We start from the raw sequence: 12,620 nt of genomic DNA on the forward strand, positions 1-12,620 counted from the left end.
TGCGTCAATAATGCGAGCCACGGCAGAAAGTCGGACGAGAGCGAAGAAGGTGCAGGCATGGCCCCACAGCACGAGCGGGCCCGGATCGGCCGACTGGCCGTGGGCGCGGCGGCGGTCGTCGTGTCCACGGCGCTGGCCTCCGGTCACGCGGCGTGGGCGGAGGTGCCGCCCCCGCCGAGGCCCGCGGTGACCGTCCCGGCCGTTCCCGCACCCACGGTCAGACCACCGGCCGTGACCCCGCCGGCGGTCCCGGCGGTGCCGAAGCCGCCCGCGGTGACGCCACCGTCGCTCCAGGGGCTCGGGACGGCGTTCGGGGCCTTCCTCAGCTCCGAAGCCGACGGCGTGGCCCGTATTCCGCAGCTCAGCCACTGGCTGGGCGGTGCCGAGCTCCGTGTCGGACACACCTATCTGCCCGGCAACAACTGGAGCGAGATCGAGGGCGACCTCGATTTCCTCGACGCGTGGGCGCGGTGGCGCAACGAGAAGACCGACCGGATGCTCGTCCTCAACGTCCCCCTCCAGGAGCGCAACGAGGAGGGTGTCTCCGACTCCGACGTGCGGGGGCTGCTGCGGCGAGGCGCGGCAGGGGAGTTCGACCACCACTTCCGTGCCCTCGCCGAGCGGCTGGTCCGGCTGAAGGTGCCGGACACGGTTCTCGTGCTGGGCTGGGAGATGAACGGCGTCACGTACACCCATCGGTGCGGGCCCGACCCGGAGGCCTGGAAGACGTACTGGAGACGGATCGTCACCACCATGCGGTCGGTGCCGGGCCAGAAGTTCCGGTTCGACTACGCGCCGAGCCGCGGCCAGGACTCCGTTCCCTGGACGCGGTGTTATCCGGGGGACGACACGGTCGACATCATCGGAATGGACTCCTACGACCAGCCGACCGGAGAGTCGTTCGACGAGCAGGTGAAAGAGCCGTACGGACTCCAGGCGCAGGTGGATTTCGCCAAGGCCCACGGAAAACTCATCTCCTACCCCGAATGGGGGCTTTTCCGCAACGGCGACAACGCCGAGTACATGCGGCGCATGCTCGCGTGGATGGACGAGCACAAACCGCTCTACAACACGCTGACCGACTACTGCCCGCACGGGGTGTTCCAGTGTCGGGCCAACCCGAAGTCGGCCGACGTCTACCGGGCCTACCTCTTCGGCCGCGACGACGGGGCGGTCCCGGCCCCCACCCCGACTCCCGCACCGGTCCCGAAGCCGACCCCGAAGCCGACGCCCACGGCGCCGCCGGCCCCCGAGGACTGCTCGAAGCTGAACCTGGGCAGCTGGGTGGAGGAGTGGCTCGGCGGCAAGGTCTGCGTCCACTGGTGGCCGCGCACCCGCTAGCGGACCCACCGGCGCCCCGCGTCCGCTCGGGTACACCATGGTCACCGCTTGCCCCGCTTGCCCTGCTTGCCCGGCACGTCGGCGGCGGTGGCCGGGGCGGGCACCGAGGCGGCGGCAGGGACGGGGTCGTCGTCCTGGCGGGGCCGCCTCGGCCGCGCCAGCAGGGCCAGGCCGCACAGCAGCCCGCCCGCGCTCGCGCCCACCAGGGTGGTCACCGCCGACGAAGCGGATGTCGGCTCGATCGGATTGCCCGCCTTCGCGAACTGCACGAGCTGGACGTGGGTGCTCTTCTTGGCGGTGTTCGCCTGCCGGGCCAGCGCGCGGGAGACGGCGTTGGCCATCTCGGAGGCGAGGGCCGGGCGCGAGGAGGTGGCCGACACCGCGACCATCGGAGCGTCCGGTGAGGTCGCCGCCTGCACGTTCCGTTGCAGCGTGCGCACCGGCACGCCCGTCGTCACCTGCACGTCGGCCAGCACCGTGAGCTGTGTGGCGACCCGGCCGTACGCCTGCGCGAAGCCCAGGGCGGAGCTCGGGTCGGACTTCTCGGTCGCTACGGCGACGACATAGCTGGTGGCCGTGTACGTCGGAGGTGTCAGCATGCCGTACGCGCCGCCGGCCAGGCCGCCGACGAGGGTGCCGGCCGCGAGCAGGGACCAGGACGGCAGCTTCGTGACCCTGGCCATGGCCAGGGACAGGCGGCGCTGACGGGTGGGAGTGTCGGTCATGAGGGGCTGGCTCCCAGAGGTGAGAGGGACGAAGACGACGAAGACGACGAAGACGACGAAGACGACGAAGACGACGCCGAACTGGAGACCGCTGCCGCGTACACGTCCATGAGGCGGTCCGCGCTGCGGGTGATGCTGTAGCGGTGCGCGGCCTCCGGGACCGCGCGTGGACGGGGGCCCGCCGCCCGGACCTCGGCGATCGCGCGGGCGTACGCGCCGGGGCCGCCGCGCACCCGCCGGGCGCCGGCGGTGGCCCGCGGCGGCAGGTCCTCGATCGCCGGGCAGGCGGCGTAGAGCACGGGCAGGCCGGCGGCCAGCGCCTCCACGACCGCCAGGCCGAAGGCCTCGTCCGCGGACGGGGACGCGAGCAGGTCCATCGCGGCGGTGAGCGAGGGCAGATCGGGGCCGGCGGAGCCGTCCGGCACGTAGGGGCGCTCGCCGGTGAGCAGGACGCGGTCGGCCACGCCGGCCTCGTGTGCCGTGCGGCGCAGGACGTGCTCCTCGGGACCGCCGCCCACGAGCAGCAGCCAGTGGTCGTCCGGCAGCCGGGTGAGCGCCCGTACGAGGACGTCGAACCGCTTGCCCTTGGCGAGCCGGCCGATCCCGCCGACGACGAACGCGTCCTCGGGCAGGCCGAGGCGCCGGCGGGTGAGCTCGCGCCGCTCCTGGTCGAAGCGGAAGCGGTCCAGGTCGATGCCGTTCGGGACGACCTCGATGCGGGGCGCGGGCACGCCCCAGCGCCTCAGCCGGTCGGCCACCGTCGGGGAGACGGCGACCGTCGCCGAGCCGAGGCGTTCGCTGGCGAGGTACAGCGCGCGCACCCCCGCGGTCAGCCTGCGGCCCTCCATCTGCGAGTCGCCCAGGGAGTGCTCGGTGGCGACCACCGCGCGGACCCCGGCGAGGCGCGCGGCGAGCCGGCCGTAGACGCAGGCCCGGTACAGGTGCGTGTGCACCAGGTCGTAGCCGCCGGAGCGGATCAGCCGGACCAGGCGCGGGAGCGCGGCCAGGTCGCGGTTGCCGGCCATGCCGAGGTGCGCGACACGGACGCCGTCCGCGGTGAGGCCGTCGGCGACCGCGCCGGGGTTGGTGAGCGTCACGACGTCGCAGTCGACGGGCAGGTGGCGCACCAGCAGGCGCAGTTGCTGCTCGGCCCCGCCGGCGCCGAGCCCGGTGATGATGTGCAGAGCCCTCATCTCAGAGGCCCTCCACCGGGCGTCGGCGCAGCCGGTGCAGACGGTGCTTGAGGTGCAGGCGCCAGGTCGTGTCGTTCTGGCCGACGTGCACGCGCGGCAGGGCGTGCGGGCCGGTCAGCGGGCCGGGGTCGATGGCGCAGGCGTAGGCGTATCCCGCCGCCCGTACGGCTTCGACGGCGCGGGCGTCGATCGTGCCGTACGGGTAGCAGAAGCCGTCGACGCGGGCGCCGGTCAACTCCGCGATCCGGGCCCGGCTTTCGGTGACCTCGGTCTTGAGGGTGAGGTCGTCCGCCTTGGTGAGGTCGACATGCGTCAGCCCGTGCGAGCCGATCTCCACGCCCTCGGCGGCGGCGCGCCGGATGCCGTCCGCGGTCAGCAGCGGTTTGCGCGGGCCGAGCGGATCCCAGGCGTTGTTGCCGCCGAGCCGTCCGGGCAGGACGAAGAGGGTGGCGCCGCAGCCCCAGCGGCGCAGCAGGGGCAGGGCGTCGCTGACGAAGTCGGCGTACCCGTCGTCGAAGGTGAGCCCGACCAGCCCCCGCCCCTCCCCGCGCGCGCGGGCGGCGAGCAGCTCGGCCACGGACACGCCCCGCAGCCCGCGCCTGCGCAGCCACGCCAGCTGCCGCTCGAGCCGCCTGGGCGTGACCGTGATGCGGTACGGGTCGTCCGAGCAGTCGCCCACCGAGTGGTACATCGCCACCCAGGGGACGGGACCGGGGCGCGGGGCCGGAAGTCTGCCGGTCTCGACGGAATCAACGGAAGAGGCCATGTGTGAGCCTTCGTGTGACGGTGCGTACGGAGTGCAGTGCGGATGCCTGGCCCTGGGCACCCAGGGCCAGGGTGAGCGGGAGGAAGACGACGGTCACGGTCAGGCAGCCGGCCACGAGGCCCGTCACCGGGGACTCCGGCCGGCTCGCGACGAAGGCCCCGGCGACGGTGGCGACGATCGCCGCGCGCACCGGCCTGCTCAGCTCGGCCAGTACCTGCCGGATGCGGATGGAGACGCCGTGGGGGTTGTCCTGCCGGCCCGTGCGCAGGCCGGCGAGCATCACGCCGGCCGTGAAGGTGATGCCGATGGCGTTGGCGGCGGCGATCCCGCCCACGCCCCAGGCGCCCACGGTCGCGGCGCCGATCCAGGACGTCACGGCGATGCCCGCGGCCATCGCGCCGACGGGGTACCAGGTGGGCCGGCCTGCCGAGAAGTAGGAGCGGGTCAGCGCGCCGACCAGGGTCTGGCCCAGCAGGCCGAAGGAGTACACGCGCATCACGTCGGCCGTGGCCGCGGTGTCCTGCGCGGTGAACGCGCCCCGCTGGAAGAGCAGCTGGATCATCTGCGGGGCGCAGGCGATGACCGCGCACATGCCCAGCAGCACCAGACCGGAGGCCACCGCCAGATCCCGCTCCACGCGGCTGCGGGCCCGTTCGGTGTCGCCGTCCGCGAGCGCCCGCGCCACCACCGGGAAGGTGACGGTGCACACCATCAGCGACAGCGTCATCGGGATCTGGGCGACCTTCTGCGCGTAGTTCAGGTGCGAGATGGCCCCGGCGGGCAGGGTGGAGCCGAGGAAGCGTTCGACGAGGACCTGCGACTGGCGGCACAGGGCGAAGAGGAGTACGGAGGCGACCACGGGGAGCTGCACCGGCCGCTCCTCGACGGCGGTCCCGGTCCCGCGAGGCGTTCCCCGGCGCGACGTCAGCTGCCGGCACAGCGAGGGAATTTGCACCAGCACCATCAGGCAGCCGCCCGCCGCGACCCCGACGGCCGCGGAGCGCACGCCCCAGCTGGCGCCGAGCAGGAACATCGCGGCGACGATGCCGGCGTTGTAGACGATGTAGATCGCCGCGGGCGCGAGGAACCGGCGGTGTGCCCGCAGGGCGGCGCTGCAGTAGCCGGCGAGCCCGAAGGTCAGCACGCAGGTCGACGTGAGCCGGGTGCAGTCGGCGGCGAGCCGGGGGTCGGGCAGGCCGGGCGCCAGGGCCTGGACCAGGTAGGGTGCCGCGCCGGCGATCACCGCGGCCACCGCGGCGAAGGCGAGGCACAGCCGGGGCAGCGTGGAGACGACCAGGGCGCGGACCGGGTCGCCCGGCCCGCCCCGGGCGCGGCGGGACAGCGCCATGCTGAACGCCGGGATCAGCACCAGCGCCAGCCCGTCCTCGATGAGCAGCGTGGCGGCGAACTCCGGCACGGTCCACGCGACCAGGAAGGCGTCCGTGTCGCTGCCGGCGCCGAACAGCCGCGCCAGTGACTGGTCGCGCACCAGGCCCAGCAGGGAGCCGACGATGGACAGCGACGCCGTGACGAGCGCGGCTCTGGCGAGGAACTTCCGGGAGGCCGGGGCCGAGGTCGGGTCGGTGCCGTCCCCGGTCACGGTGGCGGTACGCGCCGTGGGCAGGGTCGCGCCGTCGGCTGCGGATCCGGGGGTGTGCGTGGGCCTCACCGTCATCGTGCCAGGGCCTCCTCGACGCGCTGGCGCACCCCGGCCCGCGGCAGGGCGTCCACTTGTTTCTCACCGGTCAGCGCCCACCACGCGGCGAGCCCGAGGCACATGCCGGTCAGCACGGTCGAGGGGCCGCCGATGTCCCCGTACATGAAGTCGGTCAGCAGCCAGATCAGCAGTCCGCAGGCGACGAGGGCGCAGTCGCCTCCCGGTCCGCGGTCGCGGTGGTGTCTGCGCAGCCCGCGCACCAGCAGCGCCAGCCAGCCCCCGGCGAGCGTCAGCAGCCCGATCAGGCCCTGCTCGCTGAGCACCAGCAGGTACATGTTGTGCGGCGACAGCAGTGCCTGCCTGCGGTACGTCACTCCGGCTCCGGCGATCTCGGCGCCCGACGACAGGGCCAGGGTGGCGTGCCCGTCCCGGTACTCGGGAAAGCCCTTCAGCCCGACACCGGTCAGTGGGTGCTGGCGCCACATGCCGGTGGCGGACGCCCACAGCGTGTACCGGTCGACGACGGACTGGTCGGGGGCGTCGGTGACCTGCGCGATGCTGTCGATCCGCTGCTGGAGCAGCGCCGTACCGACGCCGAACCCGCCCACCAGGATCACCCCCGCGGCGGCCACGGCCGCGGCCACCCGCAGCGCGCGCCGCAGGCCGGTCAGCACCAGCTGCACGGCGCACGTCACGGCGGTCGCGATCCAGGCGCCCCGGCTGAACGAGACGGCGAGCGGCGGCAGCAGCGCCAGCGCGCAGACGGCGGCCATGGCCCGTCGGCGCACGGACGTCCGGCTCAGCGCGATCCCGGTCGCGCACACCAGGCCGAGGGAGACCGCCGACGCCATGCCCATCACGTCCTGCGCCCCGAAGGTGCCGACCGCCCGGATGTCGGCGCCCTGGTAGGAGGCGCCGGTCCGGGTGACGTACTGGTGCACGCCGATGGCCCCCTGCCACAGCGCGAGCCCCACGAACGACCAGGCCAGCACCTCGAAGTCGGCGCGGTCACGGATCAGCAGCAGCACGGCCGCGGGGACGAGCACGAAGACCTGGAGGTACCGGCCGAGGCCGGTGAGCCCGGCCGTCGGCGAGGAGGCCCCCATGGCGGCCAGCGTGAGCCCCACCACCGGCAGGCCCAGCACCATGGCCGCAGCGGGTGTCAGCGGGCGCCGCCGGTCGCGCAGGAGACGGATCACGCAGTACACCACCATCAGCCCGGAGACGACGTCGGCGGGTTCCGCGCCGCCCGGCGTCACCGGCAGGGCCAGCAGGACCATCACAGCCACCGCGGGCGAGACCGGTGCCAGCGCTGCGGCCCGGCGCGGGAGCGGTGTCAGGGCATGACTCACGTGTCAGCTCCCCGTCGGACGCACCAGGGCGACCGCGGTGCGCAGCAGGATGCAGATGTCCTGCCACAGCGACCAGTTGTCGATGTAGGCGTTGTCGAAGCGGCTGCGGTCCTCGATGGAGGTGTCGCCGCGCAGCCCGTGGATCTGGGCGAGGCCGGTGATGCCGACCCGCATCCGGTGCCGGGCGGCGTAACCGGGGTAGGTCTGGCCGAACTGCGAGACGAAGTAGGGGCGCTCGGGGCGCGGGCCGACCAGGCTCATGTCGCCGCGCAGGACGTTCCACAGCTGGAGCAGCTCGTCGAGCGAGGTGCGCCGCAACATACGGCAGAACCAGCGCATCTCGTGCTCGTTCGCCACGCTCCACCGGGTCGCCGACTCGTGCGCGTCGACCGGACGGTGCGTACGGAACTTCAGCAGCGTGAAGGGCTTGCCCTTCTTGCCGATGCGCTCCTGCCGGAACACCACGCCCGGCCCGTCGTGCATCCGCAGGTTCACCGCGCACACCAGCAGCAGCGGGCTGACCAGCAGCAGCAGCGTCCCCGACACGAGGATGTCCAGCATCCGCTTGCCCACGCCCTCGCGGCGGGCCTGAGACATGTCCAGACGCCGGCAGGAGAACCCGGCCAGCCGCTCCTTCGTCCCGTACGACGGGGAGTCGGGATCGACCTCCCACACGGCGCAGCCCGCCTCGGCCAGCGCCGCCAGCAGCGGTCCCTGTTCGGTGCGCACGGCAGGGTGAACGGCCAGTACCGCCCGCACCCCGTTCTGGATGACCGCGCGCTTGACCTCCTCACGGGTCGTCAGCACCGGCAGGCCCTCGGCGCCGTCGGGCTGGCCGGCGACGATCCCCACCGGCCGTACACCGCAGCGCGGGTGACGCAGCACGGCGGCGGCCACGCGCTGCGCGGCCGCCACCGGGCCGACGAGGAGCGCGGTGTGCGGGTGGCGCAGCAGTGCGGCGCGGCGCCGGCCGTGCACCGCGCCGCGCAGCGCGAAGCCCGTCGCAGCCTGGACGGCGAGGCCGGTCAGTACGGTGCGGACGGACAGGGCGTGCTCCGGCTGGTAGGCCGCCACGAGCGCCGCGAGCGCCAGCCAGGCCACCGTGATGCGGCCCCACACGGCGGGCACTTCCTCCAGCAGCGCCGGCACCGGTGGCCGGGTCTCGCGCGGACGCAGCAGCAGGGACGCGACGATCAGCAGGGCCACGACCACCGGGTGGTGGGTCTCGGTGAGCGCCAGGCTGCCGGCCAGGGCGGCGACGGCGTCCGCGACGAGGAGCGGCACCGGCGAGTCGGAGCGCGCCGGCGGCCGGGGGGCGGGCAGCCGGATGCCGGGGGCGGTGCCGCGCGGCGGCATGACCGAGACGGGTGAGGACTGGTGGTCCCGGGGCGGTAGGCCGGGGGAGGGGACGGTACGTTCGGCGGTCACGAGTGGTTCGACTCCCTGTGCTCGGTGGGCGCGACGCGCTGTCTTGTCTGGTTCGCCTCGGCACGCTCGTACGCCCGGGACCGGCCCGCCCTTGTGGTGGCGGGCCAGGTGCCGAGCAGGTCGCGGTAGACGTCCGCGACCGCCTGGGCGGTGTGCCGCACGTCATGGGTGGACAGCACGTGCCGGCGGGCCCGGTCGCCGAGCGACTCGCGCAGCGGCGGGTCGAGCAGCAGCTCCGTGACGGCCCCGGCCAGCACCGCTGGGTCCTGAGGGGGGACCAGGCACTGGGCGGCGAAGGAGGACGGCAGGCTCTCGCGGGCGCCGTCGACGTCCGTCACCACCACGGGCCGGCCGCAGGCCATCGCCTCCAGCGGGGCCAGCGCCATGCCCTCCCAGCGGGAGGGCAGGACGACGAGGTCGGCGGCCTGGTACCAGGGCGAGGTGTCGGCGACGGCGCCCGTGAACACCACGGACGCGGGGGCTTCCTGGCGGAGCCGGTCGCCGTCCGGTCCGTCACCGACCAGGACGAGGCGGGCGTCGGGCACCCGTCGTACGACGGTGTCCCACGCCCGCAGCAGGACGTCCTGGCCCTTCTGCCGGCACAGCCGGCCCACGCAGACCGCGAGCGGCGCCGCCGGGTCGATGCCGGCGAGCGGGGCGAGGCCGGCCCGCACGGCTTGGGCCGGGGCCGGGCGGAAGCGTTCGGGATCGATGCCGTTGGGGACGACGGTCCACCGGCCGGTGATCCCGGCGCGCACCCCGGTGGCGCGCTCCGCCTCGCTCACACAGACCACGCGGGCGGCCCAACGCGCGCCCCGTCGTTCCCACTTGAGTGCGAGGTTCGCGGTGATCCCGCCGACCGCCTCGAACGACCAGGCGTGCGGCTGGAAGACCGTCGGGATCCGCCCGCGCACCGCGAGGCGCCCGGCGAGCCCGGCCTTCGCGCTGTGGGCGTGCACCAGATCGGGGCGCACCTCGTCGATCAGCCGCGCCAGGTGCCGTACCTCCCGTACGAGCGTCGGACCCGGCGACCGGGTCGCGGACCAGTGCCGTACGGTCGCGCCGAGCGCCCGCAGTTCCGCCGTGAGCGTGCTGTCGGGGCAGGCGACGACGACGTCCGCGCCGTCGCCCAGTTGTTCCCGGACCAGGTCGGTCACCACGCGCGCGACCCCGCCGTCCACCGGTTGGGTGAGGTGCATGACCCGTGGCCGGCGGCTGGTGGATGACAGATGCATATGCGCGGCTTCCTCGCTCACGAAAGCGCCCGGAACAGGGGGCGACGGATTCACTGCTGGGCGTCGACGGCGGCGAAGAGAACGCCGGCCCAGGCCGTGTCCCGGTCGGAGACGAGCCGCAGGTCCACCCGGTCACCGGCCTGCTGAAGGCCTCTTCCGAGGTCGAACACGTCGGAGTCGTAGCCGAGGTTGTTGGCGTACGCCGGAATGCGCGCGATCCCCCAGTCGGCGATGGTGGAGTTCAGGACGTCGTCCGGCGGGTTGGCGGGGCCGGTGAGATCGACGGATCCGTCGTGGCCGGTCGACATGGTGAGCGAGTCGCCGGTGACGCCGCGGTCGCCGTTGTACGCCACCAGGCCGGCGTAACCGCCCGCGCCGGCGGCGAAGTTGGCGTCCCGGAGCCGCAGTTCCGCGTCGCGGGACTTCAGCCGAGCGAAGCCGTCCCAGATCGTGAGGTCCCGCAGGGGCTCCGCCGGGTTCTCGTACGCCACGACCAGCGTCCAGCCTCCCCATGCCCCGGCCTCGGACCTGCCCATCGCCACGTTGACCTGGGCCACGGTGTACATGCCCGGCACGCTGTCCCGGACCAGCTGCGTCACGTCCGCCGAGGCCTGGAAGGCTTCCGCGCCGTCGGCGGCGCGGTGTCCGACGACCGTGTCCGCGCGGAGCGGCTTGTACTCGCCGCCGGGCTCGGCGATCAGTACCTTCTCGTTGTCCTCCGGCGGCTTCTGCTCGCCCACGCGCAGGTTGCCGCCCCAGTACAGACGCGCGTACGTCACTCGGGAGCCGGCGGGCAGGCGGACCTCCGAGCGGGAGGAGTTGTAGGTGTTCGGGTCGCCGTCGACGTCGGTGTAGAACATGTCGAAGTCGCCGTTCACCCCGCCCCCGCCCGCCTGTGCGTCGGAGCACGAGGGCGCCGTGCGGCAGCTGATGGAGGCGTTGGCCGCGCGCACGATGCCGCCGTGCTGGTGGGCGCGGTACCGCTGGGCGAACGAGATGCTGCTCGCCTCGGGTGCGGCCTTCGCGGCCTTTGCGAACCTTGCGGTCGTCGCGGCGGCGGGGAAGCCGCCGGGCGCCCACGTCACGGCAAGGGCGAGGACGCCCACCGTCGCACGGCGAAGCAGCGGACCCAGGGAATGGGGCATGACCGTCGTGGCCCTTTCGGAACAGGTGGCGATGGCAGCAGCGGCAGAAAGCGCGTGCCCGCACGGAGGGGTCGTCGGGAGATCCGCACGCTAGTCGCTAACCGGACAAGTATGGTGAAACGCGACAAGTGTGTCGGAATCGTGAAGCCAGACGGCTCCAAAGAATCACGCCATCGGCGCACAACCGTCCATAGCGTCGCGCGTTAACACAGAGCCGGGCACACCGCCCGGATGTACTGTGCCAACTCCAAGGAGCACTTCTCCATGTCGCGTATCGCCAAGGGCCTGGTCCTGACCTCCGCCGCTGTCGCGGCCATCGCCGGCGGTGCCGGTGTCGCCGCCGCCAACAGCACCGCGAGCGGTGCAGCCGCCAACTCCCCGGGTGTGCTGTCGGGCGACGTCATCGAGGCCCCGGTCCACGTGCCGGTCATCGTCTGCGGCAACACCATCGACGGCGCCGGGTTCCTGAACCCGTCGCTGGGCAACTACTGCGTCGAGCGCTGACGTCAGCGACCATCCCTTTGGCGGCCGCCCTCCCGGAGTTCCTCCGCGGAGGGCGGCCGGCGTCGTTCCCGCGTCGTTCCCCCTAAAGACCTAGGAGCGGTTGCAGGAGGTCGCGGGCGCTTACACGGTGGGCTCAGGATCCGACGCCCATCGAGAGGAACTCCCATGCGCGCTCTGCCCGCACGGCGTATCGCGTCCAGCACCCTGTGCGCCGCCCTTCTGGTCGGGATCACCGGGCCGGCCGCCATGGCAGCCGACCCGGCCCGCGAACGCGGCCACGCGGTGTCGCCCGACGCGCCGCGCCTGAGCGCGCACGCGCTCCTCGCGCAGGTCAGGAAACTCAACGCCTTCGGCAGCGAGGTCACCCCGGTCACCGACCTGCTGAACGCCGTGCTCAAGGCGGACCACGGCCGGCTGTCCGCCGCCGAGGCCAGAAGGCTCGGCGACCCGGCGAAGCGCGCGCTGGCCAAGGTGGTCGCCAAGGCGGAGCCGAGGGCGTCCGCGCGGCGCGCCGCCGCCCCCGCCGACCTGCTGGACGATCTGGAGAAGGCCCTGGACGACCTCCTGGAGTCGCTCACCGGTGGCACCGACCAGGTGCTTCCCTCGCTCAGCGGCCTGCTGGGCGACCTCATCGACCTGCTCACCGGCGCACTGATCGACGGCGCGCTGCCGACGCCCGCCGCGTCGACGCCGGAGGCACTGGAGCCGGCCGACACGCTCCCCGCCGTCACGGTGCCCGCCGTCACGCCCCCCGTGGTCACGCTGCCGGCGCCGGTGCAGGCGCCGGCCTCCTGAGCGGGGCGCGAGCGTCGCGCCGGAGTGTGAGGTCCAGCCCCTCGGCAATCTCATATGAGGACTCGCAATCTTCGGCGCCTCCGGTTTCCGCACCGGTCAGGGCTCGTTAGGCACGGCGACAGAGAGTCACGTCCGGCAACCCGCGTTGCCGAAGAAAGGAACACGATGAAGTCCCTGAAGGCTGCCGCCGTCCTTGCCGGATCCCTGATCGCCGCCAGTGTCGCCGGGCCCGCGTTCGCCGCCGAGGACGTGGCGACCACCGGCTTCAGCGGCACCGTGAACACCAAGCTCCCCCTCGACGTGCCGCTGCACCAGTCGGACCTCGCATCCGGGAAGAGGGAAGGGCTGATCGAGTCGGTGAAGGGTGCCGCGAACGCGCTGAACGAATCCCGGCCGCTGCACCACTCGACGAAGGACGCCACGTCCGCGCTGCACGACGCCAAGCCGCTGCACGGCGGTCTGTCGCTGTAGCTCCGAAG

General features: G+C 73.4%; 12 protein-coding genes. 4 read left to right on the forward strand and 8 right to left on the reverse strand.

Annotation, left to right across the window (positions count from 1 at the left end):
- The first annotated feature begins 57 nt into the window (after positions 1-57).
- Positions 58-1,341, forward strand: coding sequence for a glycosyl hydrolase (locus ABZ915_RS06280; RefSeq protein WP_361796674.1), 1,284 nt, complete (start codon positions 58-60; stop codon positions 1,339-1,341).
- Positions 1,342-1,382: 41 nt separating this feature from the next.
- Here the strand turns inward: ABZ915_RS06280 and ABZ915_RS06285 are convergent, their stop codons facing one another.
- The 8 genes from ABZ915_RS06285 to ABZ915_RS06320 are packed head-to-tail and all read right to left on the reverse strand — an operon-like array spanning position 1,383 to position 10,842.
- Positions 1,383-2,066, reverse strand: a complete 684-nt coding sequence (locus ABZ915_RS06285; RefSeq protein WP_361796677.1) for a lipopolysaccharide biosynthesis protein — start codon at positions 2,064-2,066, stop codon at positions 1,383-1,385.
- Positions 2,063-3,259: a glycosyltransferase gene (locus ABZ915_RS06290; RefSeq protein ID WP_361796680.1), complete on the reverse strand. Its 1,197-nt coding sequence runs from the start codon at positions 3,257-3,259 to the stop codon at positions 2,063-2,065. Before ABZ915_RS06290 ends, ABZ915_RS06285 begins: the two co-directional genes overlap by 4 nt.
- Before the next feature lies 1 nt (position 3,260).
- The gene (locus tag ABZ915_RS06295) at positions 3,261-4,025 is read right to left on the reverse strand and encodes a polysaccharide deacetylase family protein (RefSeq protein ID WP_361796683.1); all 765 of its coding nucleotides are present in this window, start codon (positions 4,023-4,025) and stop codon (positions 3,261-3,263) included.
- Positions 4,009-5,700, reverse strand: coding sequence for a lipid II flippase MurJ (locus ABZ915_RS06300; RefSeq protein ID WP_361796686.1), 1,692 nt, complete (start codon positions 5,698-5,700; stop codon positions 4,009-4,011). The genes ABZ915_RS06295 and ABZ915_RS06300 overlap by 17 nt, the downstream gene beginning before the upstream one ends.
- Positions 5,697-7,034, reverse strand: coding sequence for an O-antigen ligase family protein (locus ABZ915_RS06305; RefSeq protein ID WP_361796689.1), 1,338 nt, complete (start codon positions 7,032-7,034; stop codon positions 5,697-5,699). Before ABZ915_RS06305 ends, ABZ915_RS06300 begins: the two co-directional genes overlap by 4 nt.
- Positions 7,035-7,037: 3 nt before the next feature.
- Positions 7,038-8,462, reverse strand: a complete 1,425-nt coding sequence (locus tag ABZ915_RS06310; RefSeq protein WP_361796691.1) for an exopolysaccharide biosynthesis polyprenyl glycosylphosphotransferase — start codon at positions 8,460-8,462, stop codon at positions 7,038-7,040.
- The gene (locus ABZ915_RS06315; RefSeq protein WP_361796694.1) at positions 8,459-9,697 is read right to left on the reverse strand and encodes a glycosyltransferase family 4 protein; all 1,239 of its coding nucleotides are present in this window, start codon (positions 9,695-9,697) and stop codon (positions 8,459-8,461) included. The genes ABZ915_RS06310 and ABZ915_RS06315 overlap by 4 nt, the downstream gene beginning before the upstream one ends.
- A gap of 50 nt (positions 9,698-9,747) precedes the next feature.
- On the reverse strand, positions 9,748-10,842 hold the full coding sequence (locus ABZ915_RS06320; protein WP_361796697.1) for a DUF3344 domain-containing protein: 1,095 nt from the start codon (positions 10,840-10,842) through the stop codon (positions 9,748-9,750).
- Positions 10,843-11,106: 264 nt separating this feature from the next.
- On the opposite strand from ABZ915_RS06320, the gene ABZ915_RS06325 reads away from it, so the two are divergent.
- The 3 genes from ABZ915_RS06325 (at position 11,107) to ABZ915_RS06335 (ending at position 12,612) form a co-directional block, all read left to right on the forward strand.
- Positions 11,107-11,346 (forward strand): chaplin, encoded by a 240-nt coding sequence (locus ABZ915_RS06325; protein ID WP_361796700.1) that lies wholly within the window; start codon positions 11,107-11,109, stop codon positions 11,344-11,346.
- Between the two features lie 165 nt (positions 11,347-11,511).
- Positions 11,512-12,141, forward strand: coding sequence for a hypothetical protein (locus ABZ915_RS06330; protein ID WP_361796703.1), 630 nt, complete (start codon positions 11,512-11,514; stop codon positions 12,139-12,141).
- Between the two features lie 165 nt (positions 12,142-12,306).
- The gene (locus ABZ915_RS06335) at positions 12,307-12,612 is read left to right on the forward strand and encodes a hypothetical protein (protein WP_361796706.1); all 306 of its coding nucleotides are present in this window, start codon (positions 12,307-12,309) and stop codon (positions 12,610-12,612) included.
- Positions 12,613-12,620 lie beyond the last annotated feature (8 nt).

Source organism: Streptomyces sp. NPDC046915 (genome assembly GCF_040644935.1).
Classification (GTDB): domain Bacteria; phylum Actinomycetota; class Actinomycetes; order Streptomycetales; family Streptomycetaceae; genus Streptomyces.

What these genes read in the sequence shown, in the direction of transcription:
- ABZ915_RS06325 (WP_361796700.1), top strand. Translation starts at nt 11,107, where the DNA reads ATGTCGCGTATCGCCAAGGGCCTGGTCCTGACCTCCGCCGCTGTCGCG.
- ABZ915_RS06330 (WP_361796703.1), top strand. Translation starts at nt 11,512, where the DNA reads ATGCGCGCTCTGCCCGCACGGCGTATCGCGTCCAGCACCCTGTGCGCC.
- ABZ915_RS06280 (WP_361796674.1), top strand. Translation starts at nt 58, where the DNA reads ATGGCCCCACAGCACGAGCGGGCCCGGATCGGCCGACTGGCCGTGGGC.
- ABZ915_RS06320 (WP_361796697.1), bottom strand. Translation starts at nt 10,842, where the DNA reads ATGCCCCATTCCCTGGGTCCGCTGCTTCGCCGTGCGACGGTGGGCGTC.
- ABZ915_RS06315 (WP_361796694.1), bottom strand. Translation starts at nt 9,697, where the DNA reads ATGCATCTGTCATCCACCAGCCGCCGGCCACGGGTCATGCACCTCACC.
- ABZ915_RS06285 (WP_361796677.1), bottom strand. Translation starts at nt 2,066, where the DNA reads ATGACCGACACTCCCACCCGTCAGCGCCGCCTGTCCCTGGCCATGGCC.
- ABZ915_RS06290 (WP_361796680.1), bottom strand. Translation starts at nt 3,259, where the DNA reads ATGAGGGCTCTGCACATCATCACCGGGCTCGGCGCCGGCGGGGCCGAG.
- ABZ915_RS06300 (WP_361796686.1), bottom strand. Translation starts at nt 5,700, where the DNA reads ATGACGGTGAGGCCCACGCACACCCCCGGATCCGCAGCCGACGGCGCG.
- ABZ915_RS06335 (WP_361796706.1), top strand. Translation starts at nt 12,307, where the DNA reads ATGAAGTCCCTGAAGGCTGCCGCCGTCCTTGCCGGATCCCTGATCGCC.
- ABZ915_RS06295 (WP_361796683.1), bottom strand. Translation starts at nt 4,025, where the DNA reads ATGGCCTCTTCCGTTGATTCCGTCGAGACCGGCAGACTTCCGGCCCCG.